The organism is Acidisphaera rubrifaciens HS-AP3 (assembly GCF_000964365.1).
GTDB classification, from domain to species: domain Bacteria; phylum Pseudomonadota; class Alphaproteobacteria; order Acetobacterales; family Acetobacteraceae; genus Acidisphaera; species Acidisphaera rubrifaciens.
The window spans coordinates 1-5,736 of sequence record NZ_BANB01000385.1 but is presented as its reverse complement, the minus strand read 5'-3'; the positions used below and the strand labels follow the sequence as shown (position 1 = coordinate 5,736).

4 protein-coding genes are annotated in these 5,736 nt (G+C 70.2%); 3 read left to right on the top strand and 1 reads right to left on the bottom strand.

All coding sequences use genetic code 11. The features are described 5' to 3' along the window. The first annotated feature begins 63 nt into the window (after positions 1-63). Both gyrB and B8460_RS11485 read left to right on the top strand, forming a co-directional pair. Positions 64-2,559, top strand: a complete 2,496-nt coding sequence (gene gyrB, locus B8460_RS11490) for a DNA topoisomerase (ATP-hydrolyzing) subunit B (protein ID WP_084623545.1) — start codon at positions 64-66, stop codon at positions 2,557-2,559. Between the two features lie 91 nt (positions 2,560-2,650). Beyond that, positions 2,651-3,814: a cytochrome-c peroxidase gene (locus B8460_RS11485; RefSeq protein ID WP_241771172.1), complete on the top strand. Its 1,164-nt coding sequence runs from the start codon at positions 2,651-2,653 to the stop codon at positions 3,812-3,814. A gap of 25 nt (positions 3,815-3,839) precedes the next feature. On the opposite strand, the gene B8460_RS11480 is transcribed toward B8460_RS11485, so the two are convergent. Beyond that, positions 3,840-4,928, bottom strand: a complete 1,089-nt coding sequence (locus tag B8460_RS11480; protein ID WP_158322814.1) for a glycosyltransferase family 9 protein — start codon at positions 4,926-4,928, stop codon at positions 3,840-3,842. A gap of 261 nt (positions 4,929-5,189) precedes the next feature. On the opposite strand from B8460_RS11480, the gene B8460_RS11475 reads away from it, so the two are divergent. Next, positions 5,190-5,736: P-type ATPase (locus B8460_RS11475; RefSeq protein ID WP_048861736.1), on the top strand; the 547-nt coding region annotated here is incomplete at its 3' end.

Here is a 5,736-nt window from a genome sequence, read left to right as displayed (position 1 = left end):
GGAACGCTGTAGCGTCTATATACTAGAGTGTTGTCCCCCCACCGACTGGAGCCTTTCGCCGGCATGTCCGATCCCGCCGCGCCGATCCCCGATTCCGCCCCGGAGTCCTCCCACCGACCCGCCGGGCAGGGCGTGCCCGCGACGGGCGCCGCGCCGGAGGAGAACGGCGCCTATGACGCGTCGTCGATCTCCGTCCTGCGCGGCCTCGACGCGGTGCGCAAGCGCCCGGGCATGTATATCGGCGACACCGATGACGGCTCCGGCCTGCACCACATGGCGTTCGAGATCATCGACAACGCGGTGGACGAGGCGCAGGCCGGTTTCGCCACCGCGTGCGAGCTGGTGCTGAACGGCGACGGCTCGGTCACCGTCCGCGACGACGGACGCGGCATCCCGGTGGACATCCACAGCGAGGAAGGCGTCTCCGCGGCCGAGGTCGTGCTGACGCGCCTGCACGCCGGCGGCAAGTTCAACCAGAACAGCTATAAGGTCTCCGGCGGCCTGCACGGGGTCGGCGCCGCCGTGGTCAACGCCCTGTCCGAATGGATGGAGGTGCGTATCTGGCGCGACGGGTTCGAGCATTTCATCCGCTTCCGCAACGGCGACGCCGAGGCGCCCCTGGTCGTGGTCGGCCCGTCCGACCAGCACGGCACCGAGGTGACGTTCAAGCCCAGCCCGGCGACCTTCACCCGCACGGAGTTCGACTACCCGACCCTGGAGCGGCGGCTGCGCGAGCTTGCGTTCCTCAACTCGGGGATGGCCATCACCCTGCGCGACGAGCGCCATGCCGAGGTCGCGGAGACCGTCATGCGCTACGACGGCGGCCTCGTCGCCTTCGTCGAATGGCTCGACCGCGCGCGCAGCCCGCTGTTCGCGCCGCCGCTGTCGGTGCGGGCGGAGGAGAGCAACGGCATCCGCGTGGAGTTCGCGCTGTCGTGGAACGAGACGTACCACGAGACGATGCTGTGCTTCACCAACAACATCATCCAGCGCGACGGCGGCACGCATCTCGCGGGCTTCCGTCAGGCGCTGACGCGCGTCGTCTCCCGTTATGCCGAAAGCATGTCCAAGAAGGACCAGCCGCAGCTCACCGGCGAGGATCTGCGCGAGGGTCTGACGGCGGTGCTGTCGGTCAAGGTGCCGGACCCGAAGTTCAGCAGCCAGACCAAGGACAAGCTCGTCTCGTCGGAGGTGCAGCCGGTCGTGCACGCCGTCGCGGCGGACGCGATCGCCCACTGGTTCGAGACGCACCCGCGCGAGGCGCGGCTGGTGATGCAGAAGGTGATCGACGCCGCCTCCGCGCGCGAGGCGGCGCGCAAGGCGCGTGAGCTGACGCGGCGCAAGGGCGTGCTCGACATCTCGACGCTGCCGGGCAAGCTCGCGGACTGCCAGGAACGCGACCCGGCGAAGTCGGAGATCTTCATCGTCGAGGGCGACAGCGCCGGCGGCTCCGCCAAGCAGGGACGCGACCGCAAGTTCCAGGCGATCCTCCCGCTCAAGGGCAAGATCCTCAACGTGGAGCGCGCGCGCTTCGACCGCATGCTCGGCAGCCAGGAGATCGGCACGCTGATCACCGCCCTCGGCACCGGCATCGGCCGCGGCGAGCCGGAACAGGGCGGGTTCTCGATCGCCAAGCTGCGCTATCACCGCATCGTCATCATGACCGACGCCGACGTGGACGGCAGCCATATCCGCACGCTCCTGCTCACGTTCTTCTTCCGCCAGATGCCGGAGCTGATCGAGCGCGGGCATCTCTACATCGCGCAGCCGCCGCTCTATCGCGCCAAGCGCGGCAACGACGAGCGCTACCTCAAGGACGACCGCGCGATGGAACAGTATCTGCTCGACAAGGCGCTGGCCGATGCGCGGCTGAGCTACGCCGACGGCACGGTGCTGGACGGCGCGGCGCTGGCGACCGAGGCGGAGTGGCTGCGGCAGGTGGCGACGCGGCTGCGCGGCCTGAAACAGGGCATGATCGTGCCGCTGCTGGAACAGGCGGCGATCGCCGGCGCGCTCACGCCCGACGTCGCGCGCGCGCAGGCGGCGGCCCCCGGCCTCGCAGCCCGGCTCAACGCCATCTCGGCGCCGACCGAGCGCGGCTGGACGGTGACGCCCGATCAGGGCGAGATCGTGCTCGCGCGCACCGTCCGCGGCGTGCACGAGATCCACAAGCTCGACGCGGCCCTGCTGCGCAGCGCGGAGGCGCGGTGGCTCGCCGAGCGCACGTCCCTGTTCGCGGCGAAGTTCGACAGCCCGGCGCAGCTCAAGCTCGATACGGTGGAAACCACCGCCGCCGGCCCGGCCTCGCTCTACGACCGGCTGCTGGCGCAGGGGCGCAAGGGCCTCGCGGTCAACCGCTTCAAGGGCCTCGGCGAGATGAACCCCGATCAGCTCTGGAAGACCACGCTCGATCCCGCCGTCCGCACGCTCCTGCAGGTCAAGATCGGCGATGCCGAGGACGCGGCACAGGTCTTCTCGACCCTGATGGGCGACGTCGTGGAACCGCGACGCGAGTTCATCGTCGGCAACGCCCTGAAGGTCGCCAACCTCGACGTCTAGCCGCGTCTCAGGACGGCTCCGCGACCATAGCCGCTGATGACATGTAGCTGATCCGGGCCGCCGGCTTCCTCCTCACCCGACAGACCAGCGGGTGATCACCCGCCGCGCAGAAATACCTTCCGATATCGCAATGTCATTGCGATGGATCAAGGCGCGCGGCTCGCAGGCCATGCAGGGTCGTCGGGCTGATCCGTTTCGGGTGAGGGTGGGTACCATGGCTGTCCGGGCTGTGTTCGCGAGCCTTTGCATCAGCTGCGCATATGTCGCCCCGGCGCTGGCGCAGGACGATCTGATGTCCAGGGCACAGCAGCAATTCAAGCCGATCCCGCAGACGCCGCCCGCGCTGCCCGGCAATCCTGCCACCCCCGAAAAGGTCGAACTGGGCAAGCAGCTCTATTTCGATCCGCGCCTTTCCGCGAGCCATGCGATCAGCTGCAACTCCTGCCACAACCTTGGCCTCGGGGGCGCCGACGCGGAGCCGACATCCCTCGGCCATCGCTGGCAGCACGGCGGACGCAACGCGCCGACCGTGTTCAACGCCGTCTTCAACACGGCCCAGTTCTGGGACGGACGGGCCAAGGACCTCGAACAGCAGGCCGGGGGCCCGATGGTCAATCCGGTGGAAATGGCGTCCCCGACCGAGCATGTCGCCGAGCAGCTGAAGGGCATACCCGGCTACGGCGTCGCCTTCGCGAAGGCGTTTCCGGGCGAGGCCGACCCCATCAGCTTGGCGAATGTTGACAAGGCGATCGCGGTGTTCGAGGCGACGCTGATCACGCCGAATGCTCCCTTCGACCGGTTCCTCAAGGGCGATGCGGGCGCTCTCTCGCCGCCGCAGAAGGAGGGGCTGGCGCTCTTCATGGATAAGGGCTGCGCGGCCTGCCACAACGGTATCAATGTCGGTGGCGGGATGTACGCGCCGTTCGGCGTTGTCGAGAGGCCGGGCGCGGAGTTCCTGCCGCCGGACGACAAGGGCCGTTTCATGGTGACGAAGACGCCGAGCGACGAATACGTCTTCAAGGTGCCGACCCTGCGCAACATCGCGCTGACGGCGCCGTATTTTCACACTGGCGCCTCGTGGGATCTGCGTCAGGCGGTGGCGGTGATGGGGTCCAGCCAGTTGGGCATCCGCCTGCAGGACCCGGAGGTCACCCGGATCACCGCCTTCCTCGACAGCCTGACCGGCGACATGCCGAAGGTGACTTATCCCGACCTGCCGCCGAGCGTCGCGACGACGCCCCGTCCGCAGCCATAGCCTCCAACACTGACGCCGCCGCGCGTCAGTGACCGAGGCCGCCGCGGTCGCGCACGATCGCGGCGAGGACGGCGGCCACGCTGATGCGCTCCATCCCATCCGTACGGCGCGGCGGTCCGTCCGCCGGATAGACGGGGCGCAGCCACGGGCCGAGCCGCAGCGGCGTCGTCGCCCCGAACAGGCCATAGGCGCGGCTTCCCGCCATCGCCGCGAGGTTGAGCGTCGCTGTATCGTTGCCGACGTAATAGGCGGCGCCCTGTATCAGCGCCGCCACCTCGCCGAGCCGCCAGCCGACGGCCGGAAACGCGACGGGACTGCGCCGCGTCAGCCGCCCGATCATCTCGGCCTCGGCCGCACCGCCGAGCATGACCACGAGCGGCCAGCCGGCCCCCTGCAGCGCGTCGCACAGCTGCGCGAACTGCGCCTCGCCCCATTGCTTGTACGCCTCGGAACTGCCGACGCCGAGCACGACATACGGGCCGCCCTGGCCGGCGAGGCGCCCCGCCACCTCGGCCCGGGCCGACGCGCTCGGCCGCAGGAACGGCAGGGGCTCGCCGGCGGGCAGGCCGAGGGCGGCGATATAGGCGTCCGCCTTGGACACGGGGTCCAGCGGGCGGCAGGTCTCGGGCAGGAAGGGCGGGCGGTTGAGGCAGACGCGCTGATGCGTGAAGCCGTAGCCGAAGCGGTTCGGGATCGCGGCGAGTTGCAGCGCACAGGCCAGCGTGGTGCTGTGATGCAGCACCACGCCGGTCCCGAAATCGCGCCGGCGCAGCGCGCCGATCAGCCGCAACAGACCGTCGCCCTCGCGTCCCGCGCCGGCGCGCGGTCGCCGCCGCAGTGTGATGATATCTTCGACCCAGGCTTCGCCGCCCAGCAGATCGGCCGCCTGCGACGACGGCTTCGCCACCACGGTGATCCGGCCGGACGGTGCCTGTTCGGCCAGGGCGTGCAGATGCGCCAGATGCCATGCCATGTCGCCGATGCCGGGCAGCGGCTGGATCACCACGGTCCGCCCGGTGAACGGGCGTTCCGCCGTGCCGGGTCCCGAGCGGGCGGCAGGTCGCACCGCCTGTGCCGCGCGGCCGATGGCGGCTGCATCAGCCTCTCCAAGCATGTCGCACCGCCATACCGCGTCCAAGCGTGACCATACGAACGGGATTTGGCCGCGTCTTCGGTTTTTCAATCCACTCGGCGCGAATCTGAAATCGATTTTCATCACGCGGTCCGCTGCGTTGGGCGGGCGATCCGGCATCGCCGACAGACTGCACGGTCGGCGCCGCGCGGGATTTGATCGAGGTCATGCCGCGGGTGCCGTCGCCGTGATGCTGTGGCTGCCCGGCCGGCCGGTGCGGCCCGGGGGTGGGGGCTCTCATCGATGCTGGGATCCGATCGCGCGCGCGACGCGAACCTCGCGCTGCTGGCCATGGCGCTGCTCGGCCTCGCCGGGGAGCTCGGGGCGCGGTGGCTGGGCCTGCAGGGCTGGGACGACCGGCTGATGGTGGCCGGCACCGTCCCGGCGCTGGCCGCCGTCGCGTTCGACAGCGTGGCGAGTCTCTGGCGGCGCGAGGTCGGCCTTGACGTCATTGCGCTGCTGTCGATCGCCGGCGCCTTCGCGCTCGGGGAATACGTCACCGCCGCCGTGATCGGGGTGATGCTCGCGGGCGGTCGCGCGCTGGAGGACATGGCCGCGGCGCGCGCCCGGCGGGAGATGTCGGCGCTGCTGGCGCGCGTGCCCCGCACGGCCAGCCGGTACGAGGACGGCCGCATCGAAATCGTGCCGCTGAAGCGGATCGTTCCGGGCGACCGGCTGCTGGTGCGCGCGGGCGAGACGGTGCCGGTGGACGGGATGGTCGATGCCGGAACCGCCGTCGTCGACGAATCCACCCTGACCGGCGAGCCGATGCCGGTGCGGCACGGGCCGG

Bases quoted from the DNA above. Each gene is read 5' to 3' on its own strand.
- gyrB (WP_084623545.1), top strand. From the start codon at position 64: ATGTCCGATCCCGCCGCGCCGATCCCCGATTCCGCCCCGGAGTCCTCC.
- B8460_RS11480 (WP_158322814.1), bottom strand. From the start codon at position 4,928: ATGCTTGGAGAGGCTGATGCAGCCGCCATCGGCCGCGCGGCACAGGCG.